The organism is Rhizobium sp. BK049, from assembly GCF_014193135.1.
In the GTDB taxonomy this organism is placed as follows: Bacteria; Pseudomonadota; Alphaproteobacteria; order Rhizobiales; family Rhizobiaceae; genus Rhizobium.
Map to the genome: position 1 here is coordinate 236674 of NZ_JACHYV010000006.1, position 16906 is coordinate 253579.

Sequence of the window (16906 nt, forward strand, 5' to 3'; positions counted from 1 at the left end):
GTGAGGCTGTGATGCCGTGGTTGACCACCCACGAGGCGCTGCAGGCGCTGAAGACCAAACCGCAGACGCTCTACGCCAATGTCAGCCGAGGGCGCATCCGCGCCAAGCCCGATCCCGCCGATCCGCGCCGCAGCCTCTATCACGCTGCCGACGTCCGGCGGCTTGCAGATCGCCATGCCGGCCGCCGCAAGGCCGAAATAGTGGCGGCCGAGACGATCCGCTGGGGCGATCCCGTACTTTCCTCGGCAATCTCCACCGTGACGGGCGGACGCCTTTTCTATCGTGGGAAGGATGTGGCCGGTTTCGCCGAGACGGCGACGCTGGAGCAGACCGCGGCATTGCTGTGGAATGGAGCGGAGACGCCTGCCTCCTCGACCGCGACTACGCATGGCTCTCCATCGCTTCAGGCCGCGTTCTTGGCGCTTGCCGGGCGGGTGACATCGGACCTGCCGTCGCTTGGCCGCTCGCCGGCGGCACTCCGGCGCGAGGCGCACGGAATTCTCGCCACGATCGCAGATGCGTTGGCACCAGGCGCTTCGGACCGGCCGCTGCATCTCAGACTTGCGGCAAGCTGGCAGCGGCCGGAGGCCGGCGAATGCCTGCGTCGCGCGTTGGTGCTGCTTGCCGATCATGAACTCAACGCCTCGGCCTTTGCTGCACGAGTCACGGCCTCATCGGGTGCGGCGCTATCGGCCGCCGTAATTTCCGGCTTGGCGACGCTGACGGGACCGCTGCACGGCGCCGCCTGGCAGAGCGTTGATGCATTGATCGAGGCAGCCTGCGCCCTCGGTCCGGCGCAGGCAATCCGCCGCACCCTTGCCCAGGGCAATCGCTTATCCGCCTTCGGTCATCCGCTTTATCCGGACGGAGATATCAGAGCGTTGGCGCTGCTTTCGCAATTTTCACTGCCACCTGAGTTCGCCGAGGTCAGGGATAGGGGCGAGGAGATCGTCGGGGAAAAGGTCAATGTCGATTTCGCGCTTGCCGCGATGGCGGCAGCCTTCGATCTGCCGAGAGAGGCGCCGATCGTCATTTTTTCGCTTGCACGCTGCACCGGCTGGCTCGCGCATGCGATGGAGCAGATCGAAAGCGGCGAATTGATCCGGCCACGGGCACGTTATACCGGACCGGCGCCCGATATGAAGAGCAGCACTTGAGGATGCGCGGTTCGCTTTTTTCGCCTATTGAAATATCCGAATTCGGCTATCATGCCTCGTATGGAAGAAGACGGTTGGCGGGCGCTTTCGCAGATGCAGTTCCGCCCGGTCACGGGGGCTTTCCATGAATATAACGTTTCTCAAGCTGTTTGCCGCCGGGCTCGCTGCCGGCCTCATTCCGCAGGGCGCGGTACTCGCGCAATCTGCGGGCTGCGCGATCTCGCGCGATGGCGGCGCCCGCCAGACGCTCAGTTGCCCTGATGGCGTCAAGGTGACGGCGGAGGCCGGCGCGTCTTTCCAACTCTCCGACCGCAATCGCGACGGCAGTCCCGATTCGGCGTCGCTACGGCGCAAAGCGATCCTCGTCGATGTCGACGGCAGCCAGCATGCGGGTGGTTTCCAGGTGGTGACACCGCAGGCGATCGCTGCCGTGCGCGGCACGCAATGGGCTGTCGACGTCGCGGGCGGCAAGACCTCGGTCCTTGTCGTCAGAGGCAGCGTGGCCGTCCGCCGGCCTGCCGGCGAGCCAGTGGTGTTGTCCCCGGGCGAGGGCGTCGATGTTAGCAGCGGAACCGAACCGCTGGTCGTGCGCCGCTGGCCCGCGCCCCGTGTCGCCGCCCTTCTTGCCCGCCTCGGCCAATAAATGCCATGAGTCATCGCCTGCTGACCATGATCGCGCTGCTGCTGGCCGGTCTTTGGAGCGCGGCGCTCGGCTATCTCAATCTCAATGGCGGGATAGGCTTTCTCGACCGGATGGAGGCCTCGCTCGCCGACATTCGCAGCATCGTCGTCGGAGCGAAGGCGCCGCCTCCCGTCGTCTCGATCGTCGCAATCGACGACCGTACGGCGGCGGCCCACGGCTATCCGCTCGACCGGGCGACACTGGCGCGTCTGGTCAATGCAATCAACGCTTTGAAGCCGAAGGCACTGGCTCTCGACATCCTCCTCGTCGATCCGGGACCGGAGGAGGGCGATGCAGCACTGACCGCTGCCCTTGGAGAGGGACCGAGCGTGATTGCGGCGGCGGCCACCTTTGCGCAGAGCCGGCAGCGGGTTACGGACTTGGCAGACGATCCGCTTGCCGCCATCCCTGAAGCAGATCAGCTTCTCTTGCCGCTTCCGCGCTTTGCCAGCGCGGCCGCGGTCGGTGTCGTCAATGTCGCCACCGACCAGACCGGCACGCCTCGTTTCATTCCACTGATCTCGCGCGCCGCAGACCGGTTGGATCCGGCTTTTCCGCTGCGAGCCGCCTCGGTGGCGCTCGGTGTCGATCCCAGCATCGAACGCGATGCGATCATGCTCGGAGCATTGCGCATTCCCACGGATATCGGCCAGCGCCTGCCGGTGACCTTCTATGGCCGGCGCGGCAGCATCGCCACGTCAAGCGCCGCCGATGCGCTTGACGGCAAGCTTGCGGCGGACGCGGTCACCGGCCGCATCGTCGTCATCGGCTCGACCGTCACCGGTGGCGGCGACGTCTTCCCGACGCCCTTCGATCCCGTGATGCCGGGCGTCGAGGTGATGTCGACCGCCATCACCCATCTCGTCACTGGCGACGGCATGGTGCGCAACCACAGGATCAGGCTGATCGATGCCGCCATCGCCGTCGGGCTGGCGATCATGCTGATTTCGCTGACCGCCTGGCGGCGAAGTGCTGCGGGCTATGCAATCATAGTGCTGGTGCTGGTCGTCTGGGCAATGCTCAATCTGGCGGCGTTTGCGCATGGCTATTGGCTGAGTGCCGCCCTGCCGATCGCCGCAGCGTTGCCGCCAGTGCTGATCTTCGGCGCAGCCGAGCTCTGGCTCGACCGCGGCCGCGCCCGCCATTTCGCCGAGCAGAGCGCGCTGCTGCAGCGCATCGAGGCGCCCGGTCTTGGAGAATGGCTGGCGCGCCATCCGAACTTCCTCGCCGCCCCGGTGCGCCAGAACGCCGCCGTCGTCTTCATCGATCTCTCGGGCTTCACCGGCCTCAGCGAAACCCTCGGGCCGGTCAGGGTGAGCGAAATGCTGAGCGGTTTCTTCGAAATCATCGATGAGGAGGCACGGGCCCAAGGCGGAGCCATCACCAGCTTCATGGGCGACGGGGCGATGATCCTGTTTGGCCTGCCGGAAGTCGCCGACGACGATGCCGCCCGGGCCATCGCCTGCGCGGTCAGGCTCTGCGAGCGCACCCGCGCCTGGCTTCGGACGCAGGGGGGCTTTGCCGGGAAGAACATCGGTTTCAAGGTTGGCGCTCATTGTGGGCCGATCGTCGCCTCTCGGCTCGGCACCGGCGACAGGCAACAGATCACGGCGGCGGGCGATACGGTGAACGTCGGAAGCCGCCTGATGGAGGTCGCCGCCCGTCATGGCGTCGAGCTGGCGCTCAGCGCCGAAATCGTCGGCGCCGCAGGCCCGGACAGCGTGCTCCTCAAATCAGGCCGGATCGAAGGGCCGCTGGAAACCGAACTGCGCGGCAGGGCAAGCCATATCGATGCCTGGCTGTGGCGCAGCCGCACGCTTTGACAATCGCTGCGGGAGCGGCTAGGAACGGCGCAAATATCCCGCCGGCTGGCTCCGGCCATGGCGCATTTCGCGCCTGAAAGCTCCGAAAGATCGAACTCATGACAGAATTCAACGGCGTCGTTCCGGCGATCGCCAAGGCGTTGCAGAAACGCGGTTACGCCGAACTTACCCCGGTACAGCAGGCGATGCTCGATCCGGCGCTTGCCGCTTCGGACGCACTCGTCTCGGCCCAGACCGGTTCCGGCAAGACCGTCGCCTTCGGATTGGCGCTGGCGCCGACGCTGCTCGACGGCAGCGAACGCTTCGGCAACGCCGGAGCGCCGCTCGCCCTCGTCATCGCGCCGACGCGCGAGCTTGCCCTGCAGGTGAAGCGCGAACTCGAATGGCTTTATGAGATGACCGGTGCGGTGATATCAAGCTGCGTCGGCGGCATGGACATCCGCAGCGAGCGCCGGTCGCTCGAACGCGGCGCCCATATCGTCGTCGGCACGCCCGGCCGGCTCTGCGATCATATCCGCCGCCACGCACTCGACATGTCGGAGCTGAAGGCCGCCGTGCTCGACGAGGCCGACGAGATGCTCGACTTGGGCTTCCGCGAGGACCTGGAATTCATTCTCGATTCGGCACCGGACGAGCGCCGCACACTGATGTTTTCGGCGACAGTGCCAGCGGCCATTGCCAAGCTCGCCAAGAGCTACCAGCGCAACGCCGTGCGCATCAGCACCGCGGCCGAGGAAAAGCAGCATGTCGATATCGAATATCGCGCGCTTGTCGTGGCCCCGAGCGACCGCGAGAACGCGATCATCAACGTGTTGCGCTATTACGAGGCGACCAACGCGATCGTGTTCTGTTCGACGCGCGCCGCCGTTAATCACCTGACCGCGCGCTTCAACAACCGCAATTTCTCCGTCGTGGCGCTCTCCGGCGAACTGACGCAGAACGAACGCAGCCATGCGCTGCAGGCGATGCGGGACGGGCGCGCCCGCGTCTGCATCGCGACCGACGTCGCCGCCCGCGGCATCGATCTGCCGGGCCTCGATCTCGTCATCCACGCCGACCTGCCGACCAATCCGGAAACGCTGCTGCATCGCAGCGGCCGCACCGGCCGGGCCGGTCGCAAGGGCATCAGCGCCATGATCGTGCCGCTGAATGCCCGGCGCAAGGCGGAACGCCTGCTGGAGAATGCCGGCATTTCGGCGGCCTGGGCGCGGCCGCCGTCGGCCGAGGAGGTGAGCGAACGCGACGACGAGCGGCTGCTTGCCGATCCGATCTTCCACGACGCGCCGCAGGAGGAAGAGCGGGGACTGGTGCAGCAACTGCTTTCCAGCCATGGCGCCGAAAAGCTCGCCGCCGCTTTCCTGCGCCTTTACCGCACCAATCATTCGGCGCCGGAAGATCTGATCGAGGTTACCGTTCAAGACGATCGCAGCCGTAAGCGCCGCGACAATGCCGCCCCCTTCGAGCCGGCGCAAAAGGGACCGCGCGAAGATTTCGGCCCGAGCGTCTGGTTCTCGGTCTCGGTCGGGCGCAAGCAGAACGCCGAGCCGCGCTGGCTGATCCCGATGCTCTGCCGCAACGGCAACGTCACGAAGCGCGAGATCGGCGCGATCAAGATGCAGCCCGAGGAAACCTATGTGGAGATTGCGGCAGCGAGCGCCGAGAGCTTCCTGAACGCCATCGGACCGAACAAGGCGCTCGAACGCGGTATCCGCGTGACGAGGCTTGCCGGCACGCCGGATTTCAGCCGCGCGTCGTCGCCGAAACCTTATGCCGACAAGGCCCGTGACGAACGGCCTGGCGAGGCGTTCCGTGACGAACGGCCGAAGAAAAAGTTCGGCAAGGGTTCGGGCGCCGGTTATGCCGCAGCCGAGAATGGCGGTGGGGAACGGCGCGACGCCAAGCCTTGGAACAAAAAGGCCGGCAAGCCCGGCTACGATGGCGCGAAATCCGACAAGCCTAGATATGACAAGCCCAAATTCGAGGGCGGCAAATATGAAGGCAAAGGCGGAGCGAAAGGCAAATTCTCGAAGAAAAAGCCGGGCTGATTTCTATCGCGCAGGATTGTTGACCAGCAGGATCAGATGACGATGAAACACTCCGGCATATTTCGTGTCGATCCGGCCGCCTTCATCAAGGCCAATCTGCCGATAGCGGCGGTCCCGTCTATCCCCGAGATCCTGCTCCACTCGGCCGGGCCTGCGAGCGGCCTCTGGCGGCTCGCCGACCGCGGAGAGGCCGATACGCCGCCGTACTGGGCCTATCCCTGGGCCGGCGGCGTCGTGCTTGCCCGCCATCTGCTCGACTGCCCGGAAAAGGTCGCCGGCCGCCGCGTCCTCGATCTCGGCGCCGGCTCCGGGCTGGTGGCCATCGCGGCGGCGAAGGCTGGAGCAGCGATGGTGATGGCGGTCGATGTCGATGCCAATGCCATTGCAGCAATCGGTCTCAACGCAGCCATCAACGGCGTGACCATCTCGGCGGTCGCCGCCGATATCCTCGATGCGCCGCCACCGGAAGCGACTGATCTGATCGCGGTCGGCGATCTTTTCTACGATCCCTCGCTTGCCCTGCGTGTATTGGCCTTTTTGCGGCTTTGCCGGGCAAGCGGCATAGAGGTGCTGGTCGGCGATCCCGAGCGAGCCTATTTGCCGGATCGAGAACTCAGGCGAATCTCGACACAGGCGGTTGCGGACTTCGGCGCGACTGCCAGCAGTAGCCCGGTGCAAGCGGGCGTTTTTTCGCTCTCCTGATCGGGAAGAGGCGAGACTATACGAGAAGATCCGGCCGCAGCAGCATGACAGGGCAGTGTGCTCCGGCCGGCAGTTCCGGCGCGTGCGGCGGACGGATAATGAGACAGTCGGCTTGCGCGAACACCTTCATCATCGAGGAATCCTGCTTGCCGAACGGTTCGGCTAGCCAGTTTCCGGCCGCGGACTTCGTAAGTTTCGCTCTGATATAGTCCTGCCGGTGATCATTGGCGCGCAGTGTGACGGCAGCCTCCACCGTCGTCTCACGCCGTACCGGCGGCAGGGAGGCGAGCTTGCGAATCAGTGGCTCGAGGAACAGCAGCGAACAGACGAGGCTTGAAACCGGATTGCCGGGCAGGCCGAGCACATGGGTTTCGCCGAAGCTGCCGACCATCAGCGGTTTGCCGGGGCGCATGGCTATGCGCCAGAAATCGAGCTGCATCCCGGCTTCGATCAGTGTGGCCTGCACCAGATCATGATCGCCGACCGACGCGCCGCCGAGCGTGACGATGACATCGGCCTTGGCATCCCGGGCCTTATCGACCGCTGCGGTGATTTTTGCCTTGTCGTCGGGCACGATGCCGAGATCGAGCACATCGGCGCCGGCATTGCGGGCCAGGGCTGCGATACCGAAGGTATTGGAGGCGATGATCTGCGAAGGTCCGGGCGTGCTTCCGGGCGGCAGCAATTCGTCGCCGGTTGCCAGGATGGCAATCAGCGGGCGCTTGAGAACCTCGACATCGGGCCGGTTCATGCCGGCCGCGACCGCCAGCCGGGAGAAATCGAGCACGGTGCCGGCAGGCAGCACCGCTTCGCCTTCGGCGAAATCCTGACCGCGGGGGCGCACATGCTGGCCTAGCCGCACCGGGAACCTGGTTCTGATGCCGCCGTCGATCTTCTCCGCATCCTCCTGCAGCAGGACGCTGTCGGCGCCTGGCGGAACAGGCGCGCCGGTGAAGATACGCACGGCCTCTCCCTTGCCCAAGCTTCCCCCGAAGCCGTGGCCGGCGGACGACGTGCCGATGACTTTCAACACAGCGCCTTGCTCCGATGCGTCCGCCCTGCGCAATGCGTAGCCATCCATGGCCGAGGCATTGAAGGGCGGCTGGGTCAGGCGCGCCGTGAGATCAACGGCCAGCACGCGGCCCTCAGCCTCGGAAAGCGGCAACGTCTCGGACGCGGCGACGGGCTTGGCGCGGGTGAGCAGGCGGTCCAAAGCGTCGGCGACCGGCAGAAGGTTCATCTTGCCTCCGGATGACGGAAATCGCCTGATTTGCCGCCGGACTTTTCGAGCAGCCTGATGGCGCCGATCTCCATCGCCTTGTCGGCGGCCTTGGCCATGTCATAGATCGTCAGACAAGCGACCGAGACGGCGGTCAGCGCCTCCATCTCAACACCGGTCTTGCCGGTCAGCTTGGCGGTGGCGGTGACGCGCAGGCCGGGCAGGGCGGCATCTTCCTCGATTTCGACCGTGACCTTGGTCAGCATCAGCGGATGGCAGAGCGGGATGAGATCGGCGGTGCGTTTTGCCGCCATGATGCCTGCAAGGCGCGCCGTGCCGATGACATCACCCTTCTTGGCATTGCCCTGACGGATGAGCGCAAGAGTTTCCGGCGCCATCTTCACATGACCCTCGGCGGTGGCGATGCGCACCGTCTCGGCCTTGTCGGAGACATCGACCATATGCGCCTCGCCGGAGGGATCGATATGGGTGAGGCCGGGCTTCACGCCGCTCATATCATTCGGCCGCGATGGCGGCTTCGCCGAAGAGTAGCGCCCGGGTGGCGGCCGCCACGTCGTCCTTGCGCATCAGGCTCTCGCCGACAAGGAAGGTATTGATGTCGACGGCCTGCAGGCGCTGGCAATCGGCATGGGTGAAGATGCCGCTTTCTCCGACGAGGAGCCGATCACCGGGGACCATGGAGGCAAGCGTCTCGCTGGCCGTCAGGCTGACTTCGAAGGTCCGCAGGTTGCGGTTGTTGATGCCGATAAGCGGCGAAGAGAGCTTCAGCGCCCGCTCCATTTCCGGCGCGTCGTGAACCTCGACCAGCACGTCCATGCCGAGCGAAAAAGCTTCGTCCTGCAGGCGCTCTGCATCGTCATCGCTCAGCGACGCCATGATCAGCAGAATGCAATCGGCACCCCAGGAGCGTGCCTCGTGGACCTGATAGGTCTCGAACATGAAATCCTTGCGCAGGGCGGGCAGCGCGCAGGCAGCACGGGCCGCCGTCAAAAATTCCGGTGCGCCCTGAAAGCTCGGCATGTCGGTCAGCACGGAAAGGCAGGCGGCGCCGCCGGCTTCATAGGCTTTGGCCAGCGCCGGCGGATCGAAGTCCGGGCGGATTAGGCCCTTGGATGGGCTTGCCTTCTTGATCTCGGCAATGAGACCGAACTGGCCAGCCTCACGCTTGGCAAGGAGCGCCCGATGAAATCCGCGAGGCGCTGACTGATCGGCCTGCATCGCCTTCAAATCGGCGAGCGACACCGCGGCTTTGGCGGCGGCGATTTCCTCGCGCTTATAGAGTTCGATCTTCTTCAGGATATCGGTCATCGGCCAATCCTAATCGATATCGTTGGAAACGGCGATGAGTTTGTCGAGGGCCAGCGCCGTGGCTCCGCTATCAAGCGAATGGGCGGCCAGCGCCATGCCGTCGCGGATCGTCTCGGCTTTGCCCGCGATGACGAGCGAAGCGGCGGCATTGGCGAGCGAGACATCGCGATAGGCATTCCTGGCGCCGCCGAGCACTTCGCGAAGCGCTGCGGCATTGGCGACGCCATCACCGCCCTTGATATCGGCGAGCATGCAGGGGCTGACGCCGAAATCGGCGGGCGACAGCTCGAAGGTACGGATCTTGCCGCCTTCGAGCGCCGCCACCTTGGTGACGCCGGTCGTGGTGATTTCGTCGAGGCCATCGCCATGCACCACCCAGACGCATTCGGAACCGAGATCGCGCATGACTTCCGCAAGCGGCACCAGCCATTGCGGCGAGAAGACGCCAAGCAGCTGGCGGCGGACGCCGGCTGGGTTGGAAAGCGGCCCGAGCAGGTTGAAGATGGTGCGCGTGCCAAGTTCGACGCGCGAGGGGCCGACGTGGCGCATGGCGGAATGATGCAGCTGGGCGAACATGAAGCCGACCCCGGCATCCGCGATGCAGCGCGTGATGATCTCGGGACCAACATCGATGTTGACGCCGAGAGCTGCCAGATTGTCTGCTGCGCCCGATTTCGAGCTCAGTGCCCGGTTGCCGTGCTTGGCGACGGGCACACCGGCACCGGCGACGATCAGTGCAGCCAGCGTCGAGATATTATAGGTGCCGCTGGCATCGCCGCCGGTGCCGACGATGTCGATGGCATCGGCCGGCGCTTCGACGGTCAGCATTTTCGATCGCATGGTGTTGACGGCGCCGACGATCTCGTCGACGGTTTCGCCACGCACGCGCAGCGCCATCAGGAAGCCGCCGATCTGCGAGGGCGTCGCCTGGCCCGACATCAGGATCTCGAAGGCGGCACGGGCCTCGTCACGCGTCAGCGGCTCGCGGCTTGCGGCCTTGGCCAGGAACGGCTTCAGATCGGTCATAAAACCTCCTAGCGGACCGCCGCCTGTTCGGCGAGCGTCTGGTTGATCGAAGCCCCATACTGTGTCTGCAGCAGGTTGACCATCTGGTCGAGAATATCATCGCCGGCGGCATTGGCCATGGCGGTGAGCTGGGCGTCGCGGTTGTTCAGCACGTCGCCGGTCGGCTGGCTGTTGACCTCGGTGACCTTCATCAGGATCTGCGTCGAGGGATCGGCGCCGACCGCGCTCGCAATCGTATCGACAGGGCCGGAGAAAGCGGCCTTGACAGCGGCGCGTCCGAGAACCGGATCATCGGTGGAGCGTGTGATACCGCTCTTGCTTTCGACGGCAATGCCGAGCGGCGCTGCAATGTCCGCAAGGGCGGTGCCCTTTTGCGCCTGGGCCTTCAATTCATCGGCCTTCTTGGCGAGTTCGGCCTTCTGCTGCTCTGCTGTCCAGTCCTCGACGGCTTTCTCGCGCACCTCGGCAATCGGGCGGTCCCGGTCCGGCGTGATTTCGCGGACGTTGAACCAGACATAGCCGTCATTGCCGATCGGAAGTGGCGAGGCATCGACGCCGACGTCGGTCTTGAAGGCTTCGCCGAGCAGCTGCTGCTTGGCAGGAAGATCCTTGACCTCTTTGCCGTCCTTGTCGGCACCGGTCGCATCGACGGCGTCGACGGTCACCGCCTTGAGCTTCAGCTGACCGGCGATATCCTCGAGCGTCGCGCCGCCGGCGCGCATATCCTCGATACGGTCATGAACATTGATCACTTCCTGAGAAGCGTTGGAAAGCGCCAGCTGCTTGCGGATGTCTTCCTTCACCTCGTCGAAGTTCTTGACCGTTTCCGGCTTGATGTTGGTGATGCGCAGGATGACCGGGCCGAACGAGCCGTCGACGACAGGCGTCGTGCCGCCATCCTTCGACACCGCAAAAGCGGCATCGGCGACGGCCTGGTCGGGAACCTTGTCCTTGGTGAACTCGCCGAGCAGCACGTCGCTTGCCGTCTTGCCCTGGTCGGTGACCAGCTGGTCGAAGCTGGTGCCGCCCTTCAGCGCCGTTTCGGCGGCGGTGGCGAGATCCTTGCTGGTGAAGGTCAGCTGTTCGATCGTCCGGCTTTCCGGCGTGCGATAACTGTCCTTACCCTTCTCGAAAGCTTCGCGGATTTGGTCGTCGGTAACGGTCGCGGCATCGGCGATATCGGCCGGCTGCAGCTTGAGATAGATGAGCTTGCGGTATTCCGGTGCGCGGTAGCGTTGCTTGACGCCTTCGAACCAGCTCGCCAGCACGTCGTCGGCGGGCGCCTTGATCGGCTCGATATTGGCGTTGGTCAGCAAAAGGTAGTCTATGCTGCGGCTTTCATCGCCATAAAGCTTCAGTGCGTCGATCAGCGTCTTCGGCGCGGTAAAGCCGTTGGAAACGGCATCGACGATCTGGCTGCGGACGGCGACCTTGCTGCGCTCCCTGATGTAATCGTCCTGGCGAATGCCGGCATTGCGCAGGCGCGAAACGAACAGCTCGCGATCGAACTGGCCGTTAACGGCCTTGAAGGCCGGGTCGTCGGCAATCAGCTGGGCGAGACGATCCTCGGACAGGCCGAGGTTCATATCTTCGGCGAGCTGGTCGAGCGAAGCGCCGGCAACGAGCTGTGACAGCACCCGTTGCTCGACTCCGAAGGCGCGGGCCTGCTCGGGCGTGAGGCGCATGCCGAACTGCTGGCCGATGCTTGCCACCTGACGCTGATAGGCAAGGTGGAATTCGTTCACCCCCACCTTCTGATCGCCGACGGTCACGACCGTGGTGCTGCTGCCGCCAGATATCAGCTCGCGCGATATGCCCCAGATGCCGAAGGAGGCCACCAGGAGAAGCAGGAGCAGCTTGGCAACCCAGGTCTGTGCAGCTCTTCTCAGAAGATGGAACATGGAAACGCAAACCTCGCAGTATTTATTGACCCGCGCACGGGCAGACATTCGACGTTCCTTAAAACAAAGCCGACAGGAAATGAAGGGTTGTCACGCGAAAAGCTGCGCATGGCCGCAAGGCGTTGATGGCGAACAAAAGATCGGCTGCCGGCGGAACCTTTCAGGCCGCCATTTCGTTGAAGCGGCATCCCATGAAACAGGAGCAGACCATGGCAGAATTGAAAACCGCTTCCGCCGAATCCACCGCTGCGCGCGTCAAGGCGGATATCGCAGCAGACGATCTGTCGGCACAGGTTACGGCACTCCGTGAAGATCTCTCCAGATTGACGGACAGTGTGCGGGCGCTGGGGCAGGGGGCAAAGTCGGTGGTTACGGACGAAGCTTCGCTGATGACGGAACGGCTGCGCGACAAGGTTCGCGAAGAACCGATCATGGCGCTCGCGGTAACGGCAGGCGTAGCCTATCTTTTCGGCCTGCTGAGCCGCCGCTGAACACGGACTTCGGGACAGAAAAGCCGGACGCAAGGCGCGCCCGGCTTTTAGTCATGTCTGCCAGTTATGCAATCAGCGGCGGATGGCGCGGCCGATGAAGATCAGAATGCAGGCACCGATGAAGCCGGTGATCAGGTAACCAAGCCACCCCGCCAACGGCTGGATGTGCAACAGACCCAAGATCCAGTTGGCGACAATCGCGCCGACGATGCCGAGCAATATATTCATGAGCACGCCCATATTGCTGCTCATGACCTTTTCTGCCAGCCATCCGGCAATGCCGCCGATGATGATGGCCGCAATCCAACCCACGCCTGCGTTTTCCATAGTGATCCCTCCTGGTGAAACAACTCGCAAGAATGCATGAAACAAAGGAAAGTTCCACTCCTGGAGGAACTTAGGGATGCAGCACGGTGACCGGGGTTTCCAGCAGGTAAGCGACGAGTTGGAACATTAGGCCGCTTAGCGCAAGAATTGCGAAGCCGAAAGGCATGATCAGGCTTTTGCTAAACATTCTCTCCTCTCCCGTTTTGAGTAAAGCATAAGCCGAAGCGCGTGCTACGCAAGGTTATTAATAACAATTGGTTAAGTGAGATATTTAAGTAAAATGATAAATTCCAAGCGTGACCCCGCAGTTGTTCGCGGATTTCATTCTGAAAGACACGGATAAATGGTATGTGCCTTCGATTCCCGTCCGGCAATTCTACGTTTCGGAGAGTTTTGGCTGAAGTAATCCGTTTCTCGACGGAACAGGGAGCCGTCGGATGCATCAATTCGGCGCAGGTGCTGAGTTATGTCCGGCCGCCGGCGGATTGATTTTGGCTCGGACTGCGTCATTTTTCCGGGGGTTCGTTCAATCAGGGAAAACCTCGATGCCAAAAGCTGCAATCGCTATCGCCTGCTGCCTCTGCCTGCTTACGCTCGCCGGCTGCGGCAATACCGCATACGGGCTGAAGAAGGATGGACAGGAGGCGAGCCACGCAATGGATAATGCGACCCATCGGGTGCTTTCGGCCGGCGCCAAGAAGTAATGGCGGCTGCCGGCGACACGCAGCCTCTTGCATGAAAAAAGCCCGCCTGGGGTGAGGCGGGCTTAGCATAACAGAGAGAATGGACGGACCAAAACCGTCCCGACTGATACAGCATTTCCTTAAGGGGCCGCCGTACGTCATTCGACGTAGCCGCGACCGTTCCGGCAGCGCGTCAGGATCGGGTCAGAAGTTGCCCCAATTCTGAGCGCGGGCACGGGCGCGAATAATCCGGTATTCGCGACCGCCATAGAGCGAACCGATGGTCAGCAGAAGCGTCAGAACGTCCCAGATGATATGCATGTTATCCTCTCAGGTTGGACGGCTCTGCCGTCGATCGGTGAAGGTACAATAGCAATCTTTCGAACCTGCTTATATGACAAGAAATCGGGATGAGCAGGGAAAGGAGCAGGGCGCTTGCGGCGTCTGATAAGACGCGCGGCGCTGTAGGAGCAGCAACGTGAACAAATCAGCCGGCGCCAGCCCATGACGATTTTCTCCGTCCGCCACATCACGTCCTATCGTTACCGCCGGGAGGTCGATTTCGGCGAGCATCGCCTGATGTTCCGGCCGCGCGACAGTTTCGACCAGCGGCTGATCGAGGCGTCGCTGACCACCTATCCGGAGCAAAGTCATGTGCGCTGGATCCACGATGTTTTCGGCAATTGCGTGGCGCTCGTCGATTTTTCCCGGCCGTCGGTGGAGCTTCGTTTCGAAACCTGGATCACACTCGATCATACGCCGCAGCTCGCCCCGGACATTCGGATCGACGAGGCGGCGCTGACCTATCCTTTCTCCTACGACAAGGACGAAATCGCCGATCTCGCGCCGGCGATGCAGCGCCATTATCCTGATTCGGGCGATGAGGTCGGCCGCTGGGCGCGCCAGTTCGTGCGCCTGGGGCACCCGACGGAGACCGGGCACCTGCTGATGACGCTGTGTTATGCCATTCGCGAAAGCTTTGTCTATGCACGCCGCCAGGAACATGGAACGCAAACGCCGCTGCAGACCTTGCACCTTCGCTCCGGCACCTGCCGGGATTTCGCGCTTCTGATGATGGAGGCGGCACGCTCGCTAGGCCTCGCGGCGCGGTTCGTCACCGGCTATGTCTACGTCCCCGACCGGGACGGCTCCACGGTGCTCGGCGGCGGTTCCACCCATGCATGGTGCCAGGTCTATCTTCCCGGGGCCGGCTGGGCCGAGTTCGATCCAACCAACGGCATCGTCGGCAACCGCGACCTTATTCGCGTGGCCGTTGCCCGCGACCCGCGCCAGGCTGTTCCTTTGAGCGGCAGTTACGACGGGCAGGGCTCAGATTTCGAGAACATGACGGTTCAGGTCAACGTGACCACGCGACAGCCGTGGGTTGCCGAGGGGTAATGATGCAGTGGCGGGGCAATGGTGAATTGCCTGGGCCAAGGTGCTTTGCCCGGGGAAGGTGCGAGGCATATCGCGGGAACCGGGCGGCGCGATCGACGTTCCATACTCACCTCCGCCCATGCCGGGAGGGACGAGGAAGCCACAATGAAGATACGCGCCGGGTTTCATCTGGGCTATAAATGCATACAGCCGACGCCGATGCTGCTGGTCCTCAACATTCATCCCTCCCGTCGCGCCGATCTTCTAAGCGAGCAGGTCCTGACATTCGACCGGCCGATCGAGGCGTGGGAATATACCGACAGCTTCGGCAATGCCTGCAGCCGGATTGTCGCTCCGCCGGGGCTGACGACGATTTCCACCGAGTTCGAGATCTATGACACGGGGCAAGCCGACATCGTTCCCGTACAGGCAGTGCAGCACGCAATCAAGGATCTGCCCGACGAGGTGCTCGTCTTCCTGCTCGGCAGCCGTTACTGCGACACAGACAGGCTTTCGGATTTCGCCTGGGCGACCTTCTCATCAACGCCGCTCGGCTGGGCGCGCGTGCAGGCGATCTGCGATTTCGTGCATGACCACATCACCTTCGATTATCAGAAGGCCGACGTTCTCAGAACTGCGCATGGCGGCTTCACCGATAAGAGCGGCGTCTGCCGCGACTTCGCCCATCTCGCCATCGCGCTCTGTCGATGCATGAATATTCCTGCCAGATACTGCACCGGTTATCTCGGTGATATCGGCGTTCCTGCCGATCCGAATCCAATGGATTTCAGTGCCTGGTTCGAGGTCTTTCTCGGCGGGCACTGGCATACGGTCGATGCCCGCCACAACACCCCGCGTATCGGCAGAATTCTGATGGCGACAGGCCGGGATGCCACCGACGTCGCGATGTCGACGGCTTTCGGCCCGGCGATGCTTTCCCGCTTCGAAGTGATCACCGAGGAAGTGCCGTAAGTTGCAGCCATGGACTCACGGGCCGCCGCAGGTAGATCCTACGCCTTCTTCAGGAACTCGGTTTTCAGCACGAGGCCTTTGACCTGCTTGGTGCTGCACTCGATTTCGCCGGGATTGTCGGTCAGACGAATGCCTTTGACCAAGGTTCCACGCTTCAGCGTCTCCGAGGTCCCCTTGACCTTGAGGTCTTTGATCAACGTCACGGAATCGCCGTCGTGAAGCTGGGTTCCGTTGCTGTCCTTTACGATAATGTCTTCGGCCATGATGTCCTCGCTTGATAATGCGAGGGGGAAATCACGACGACAGGGGAGAGTCAATCACGAGCCCCATCCTGTCCCGTCCGATCGTCGTTCTCCTGCCCCCGATCCGCGGCTGACTTACCGCGGCGGAAGAGTGGTTGCCGGGTTGCAGAAGGAAAGCTGGCGGCGGGCCCGTGAATCGAAACGCCGTCGAGTGAGACTGAGACCAAGGTCCGACCCGACCCGGACTTCATGCCGATACCCAACCCTCGGTCGCCGCAATAGGTTTTCGCGGTGGCATGAGTTTGCGGAGTTTTAGCGGTGACCAAGATTTTCGTTGTGGGGATGATACTGACGCCGGTTGTTTTCTGGGGTTCCATCGGTGCGCTGATCTACTCAATGTTGTCGTAAGCCGATGTTGCACTGTCAGTTCACGGCCAGAACTCGTACATTGTACGAGTCAACTGGCGGCGGTGATCGTCCCCCGCGGCGCCCGGTTGGCCTACATCTCTGGACAGGGTGGCCAGGATAGCTCGGGAGCCTTGTCGCCGGACTTCGCCGTCCAGGTGAAGCAGACCTACGCAAATCTGCGCAGCGGCCTCGGCGCAAGGCCGGATCAGGTCGCCAAGCTCACGGTCTTCGTGGTCGAACACGATATGTCCAAGCTCGAGGTGCTGACGAGGAACGTCAAAGACATGTTCGGCGACGCACTCCCGGCCCAGACCCTTGTCCCTGTTCCCAAACTTGCAATCGATCCGATGCTGTTCGAAGTCGAAGCGGTCGTCATGCTTGAATAGTGGCTGCGACTGATCCGCCGGGCAGTTCTGATGGAGAAAATTGCCCGACCTGAGAGATAGGTGACGTTTCGTACCGGAGACATGGGTTACACTTTTCGATTTTGATCGGGAGGTGTGGATGCCGTGGAGAGAGACT

Annotated in this window: 16 protein-coding genes and 1 pseudogene; 10 read left to right on the forward strand and 7 right to left on the reverse strand. The window is 63.0% G+C overall.

Going from position 1 to position 16906, the window contains the following annotated elements; genetic code table 11:
• Nucleotides 1–11 precede the first annotated feature (11 nt).
• The 5 genes from FHT70_RS09110 to FHT70_RS09130 all read left to right on the forward strand — a co-directional run bounded on the left by FHT70_RS09110 (nt 12) and on the right by FHT70_RS09130 (nt 6409).
• Nucleotides 12–1157, forward strand: a complete 1146-nt coding sequence (locus FHT70_RS09110; protein WP_183700420.1) for a citrate synthase — start codon at nt 12–14, stop codon at nt 1155–1157.
• 124 nt (nt 1158–1281) lie between these two features.
• A complete protein-coding gene (locus tag FHT70_RS09115) occupies nt 1282–1800 on the forward strand; it encodes a FecR family protein (RefSeq protein ID WP_183700422.1) in 519 nt (172 codons plus the stop codon).
• A gap of 5 nt (nt 1801–1805) precedes the next feature.
• Nucleotides 1806–3662, forward strand: a complete 1857-nt coding sequence (locus FHT70_RS09120; RefSeq protein ID WP_097599340.1) for an adenylate/guanylate cyclase domain-containing protein — start codon at nt 1806–1808, stop codon at nt 3660–3662.
• A 98-nt stretch (nt 3663–3760) separates the two neighbouring features.
• Nucleotides 3761–5707 carry a DEAD/DEAH box helicase gene (locus tag FHT70_RS09125; protein WP_183700424.1) on the forward strand — a complete coding sequence of 649 codons (1947 nt, stop codon included), beginning with the start codon at nt 3761–3763 and terminating at the stop codon, nt 5705–5707.
• 42 nt (nt 5708–5749) lie between these two features.
• Nucleotides 5750–6409 carry a 50S ribosomal protein L11 methyltransferase gene (locus FHT70_RS09130; protein WP_183700456.1) on the forward strand — a complete coding sequence of 220 codons (660 nt, stop codon included), beginning with the start codon at nt 5750–5752 and terminating at the stop codon, nt 6407–6409.
• 16 nt (nt 6410–6425) lie between these two features.
• Here the strand turns inward: FHT70_RS09130 and glp are convergent, their stop codons facing one another.
• Genes glp through FHT70_RS09155 form a run of 5 tightly spaced genes read right to left on the reverse strand, consistent with a single transcriptional unit; the run spans nt 6426 to nt 11884 of the window.
• Nucleotides 6426–7649 (reverse strand): gephyrin-like molybdotransferase Glp, encoded by a 1224-nt coding sequence (gene glp / locus FHT70_RS09135; RefSeq protein ID WP_183700426.1) that lies wholly within the window; start codon nt 7647–7649, stop codon nt 6426–6428.
• Entirely contained in the window at nt 7646–8143 is a 498-nt protein-coding gene (gene moaC / locus FHT70_RS09140; protein ID WP_183700428.1) for a cyclic pyranopterin monophosphate synthase MoaC, read from the reverse strand. The genes glp and moaC overlap by 4 nt, the downstream gene beginning before the upstream one ends.
• Nucleotide 8144: 1 nt before the next feature.
• Nucleotides 8145–8957, reverse strand: a complete 813-nt coding sequence (trpC, locus tag FHT70_RS09145) for an indole-3-glycerol phosphate synthase TrpC (RefSeq protein WP_183700430.1) — start codon at nt 8955–8957, stop codon at nt 8145–8147.
• Nucleotides 8958–8966: 9 nt separating this feature from the next.
• On the reverse strand, nt 8967–9983 hold the full coding sequence (trpD, locus tag FHT70_RS09150; protein WP_085778215.1) for an anthranilate phosphoribosyltransferase: 1017 nt from the start codon (nt 9981–9983) through the stop codon (nt 8967–8969).
• An 8-nt stretch (nt 9984–9991) separates the two neighbouring features.
• A complete protein-coding gene (locus FHT70_RS09155; RefSeq protein ID WP_183700458.1) occupies nt 9992–11884 on the reverse strand; it encodes a peptidylprolyl isomerase in 1893 nt (630 codons plus the stop codon).
• Between the two features lie 209 nt (nt 11885–12093).
• On the opposite strand from FHT70_RS09155, the gene FHT70_RS09160 reads away from it, so the two are divergent.
• Nucleotides 12094–12375, forward strand: coding sequence for a hypothetical protein (locus tag FHT70_RS09160; RefSeq protein WP_085780070.1), 282 nt, complete (start codon nt 12094–12096; stop codon nt 12373–12375).
• A gap of 72 nt (nt 12376–12447) precedes the next feature.
• Here the strand turns inward: FHT70_RS09160 and FHT70_RS09165 are convergent, their stop codons facing one another.
• A complete protein-coding gene (locus tag FHT70_RS09165; protein WP_064802691.1) occupies nt 12448–12702 on the reverse strand; it encodes a GlsB/YeaQ/YmgE family stress response membrane protein in 255 nt (84 codons plus the stop codon).
• Nucleotides 12703–13247: 545 nt separating this feature from the next.
• On the opposite strand from FHT70_RS09165, the gene FHT70_RS09170 reads away from it, so the two are divergent.
• The 3 genes from FHT70_RS09170 to FHT70_RS09180 all read left to right on the forward strand — a co-directional run bounded on the left by FHT70_RS09170 (nt 13248) and on the right by FHT70_RS09180 (nt 15734).
• Nucleotides 13248–13406 carry an entericidin gene (locus tag FHT70_RS09170; RefSeq protein ID WP_085778213.1) on the forward strand — a complete coding sequence of 53 codons (159 nt, stop codon included), beginning with the start codon at nt 13248–13250 and terminating at the stop codon, nt 13404–13406.
• 483 nt (nt 13407–13889) lie between these two features.
• Nucleotides 13890–14783, forward strand: a complete 894-nt coding sequence (locus tag FHT70_RS09175; protein ID WP_097599347.1) for a transglutaminase family protein — start codon at nt 13890–13892, stop codon at nt 14781–14783.
• A 144-nt stretch (nt 14784–14927) separates the two neighbouring features.
• Nucleotides 14928–15734, forward strand: a complete 807-nt coding sequence (locus FHT70_RS09180) for a transglutaminase family protein (RefSeq protein WP_183700432.1) — start codon at nt 14928–14930, stop codon at nt 15732–15734.
• Between the two features lie 38 nt (nt 15735–15772).
• On the opposite strand, the gene FHT70_RS09185 is transcribed toward FHT70_RS09180, so the two are convergent.
• Nucleotides 15773–15997 carry an alkylphosphonate utilization protein gene (locus FHT70_RS09185; RefSeq protein WP_183700434.1) on the reverse strand — a complete coding sequence of 75 codons (225 nt, stop codon included), beginning with the start codon at nt 15995–15997 and terminating at the stop codon, nt 15773–15775.
• A 446-nt stretch (nt 15998–16443) separates the two neighbouring features.
• Here FHT70_RS09185 and FHT70_RS09190 point away from each other — a divergent pair.
• Nucleotides 16444–16770: pseudogene (locus FHT70_RS09190) on the forward strand (RidA family protein); the annotation flags it as partial.
• Between the last annotated feature and the right edge of the window lie 136 nt (nt 16771–16906).

Excerpts from the sequence above, each read along its gene's own strand:
- FHT70_RS09110 (WP_183700420.1), top strand. The coding sequence starts at position 12 with ATGCCGTGGTTGACCACCCACGAGGCGCTGCAGGCGCTGAAGACCAAA.
- FHT70_RS09115 (WP_183700422.1), top strand. The coding sequence starts at position 1,282 with ATGAATATAACGTTTCTCAAGCTGTTTGCCGCCGGGCTCGCTGCCGGC.
- FHT70_RS09120 (WP_097599340.1), top strand. The coding sequence starts at position 1,806 with ATGAGTCATCGCCTGCTGACCATGATCGCGCTGCTGCTGGCCGGTCTT.
- FHT70_RS09125 (WP_183700424.1), top strand. The coding sequence starts at position 3,761 with ATGACAGAATTCAACGGCGTCGTTCCGGCGATCGCCAAGGCGTTGCAG.
- FHT70_RS09130 (WP_183700456.1), top strand. The coding sequence starts at position 5,750 with ATGAAACACTCCGGCATATTTCGTGTCGATCCGGCCGCCTTCATCAAG.
- glp (WP_183700426.1), bottom strand. The coding sequence starts at position 7,649 with ATGAACCTTCTGCCGGTCGCCGACGCTTTGGACCGCCTGCTCACCCGC.
- moaC (WP_183700428.1), bottom strand. The coding sequence starts at position 8,143 with ATGAGCGGCGTGAAGCCCGGCCTCACCCATATCGATCCCTCCGGCGAG.
- trpC (WP_183700430.1), bottom strand. The coding sequence starts at position 8,957 with ATGACCGATATCCTGAAGAAGATCGAACTCTATAAGCGCGAGGAAATC.
- trpD (WP_085778215.1), bottom strand. The coding sequence starts at position 9,983 with ATGACCGATCTGAAGCCGTTCCTGGCCAAGGCCGCAAGCCGCGAGCCG.
- FHT70_RS09155 (WP_183700458.1), bottom strand. The coding sequence starts at position 11,884 with ATGTTCCATCTTCTGAGAAGAGCTGCACAGACCTGGGTTGCCAAGCTG.
- FHT70_RS09160 (WP_085780070.1), top strand. The coding sequence starts at position 12,094 with ATGGCAGAATTGAAAACCGCTTCCGCCGAATCCACCGCTGCGCGCGTC.
- FHT70_RS09165 (WP_064802691.1), bottom strand. The coding sequence starts at position 12,702 with ATGGAAAACGCAGGCGTGGGTTGGATTGCGGCCATCATCATCGGCGGC.
- FHT70_RS09170 (WP_085778213.1), top strand. The coding sequence starts at position 13,248 with ATGCCAAAAGCTGCAATCGCTATCGCCTGCTGCCTCTGCCTGCTTACG.
- FHT70_RS09175 (WP_097599347.1), top strand. The coding sequence starts at position 13,890 with ATGACGATTTTCTCCGTCCGCCACATCACGTCCTATCGTTACCGCCGG.
- FHT70_RS09180 (WP_183700432.1), top strand. The coding sequence starts at position 14,928 with ATGAAGATACGCGCCGGGTTTCATCTGGGCTATAAATGCATACAGCCG.
- FHT70_RS09185 (WP_183700434.1), bottom strand. The coding sequence starts at position 15,997 with ATGGCCGAAGACATTATCGTAAAGGACAGCAACGGAACCCAGCTTCAC.